Below are 244 nucleotides of genomic sequence, written 5' to 3' on the forward strand. Positions count from 1 at the left end.
TGACCACACACAGGAATACCTTGTTGAGTTAGGGCTTCAATGCTCTCAAAAAGCCATTCACCCCCTTCTAACTTAACCATGTTTGCACCAGCACGCATTAGCTCAGCGGCATTTTTACAGGTGTCATTGGGGCTCGAATAAGTCATAAACGGCATATCAGCAATTACAAACAGCTCACGGCTACCCGCACGTACGCAACGAGTGTGATAGGCAATATCTTGATTAGTTACGCCAAGTGTATCGT

General features: G+C 45.9%; 1 protein-coding gene. It reads right to left on the reverse strand.

Features of this window, described 5'->3' with window-relative positions; genetic code table 11:
* On the reverse strand, window positions 1-244 hold a 244-nt coding region (locus tag AAEY68_RS21555; RefSeq protein WP_350586884.1), incomplete at both ends, for a 3-methyl-2-oxobutanoate hydroxymethyltransferase.

Source organism: Pseudoalteromonas sp. RB2-MNA-CIBAN-0110 (genome assembly GCF_040309305.1).
Lineage (GTDB): Bacteria > Pseudomonadota > Gammaproteobacteria > Enterobacterales > Alteromonadaceae > Pseudoalteromonas > Pseudoalteromonas arctica.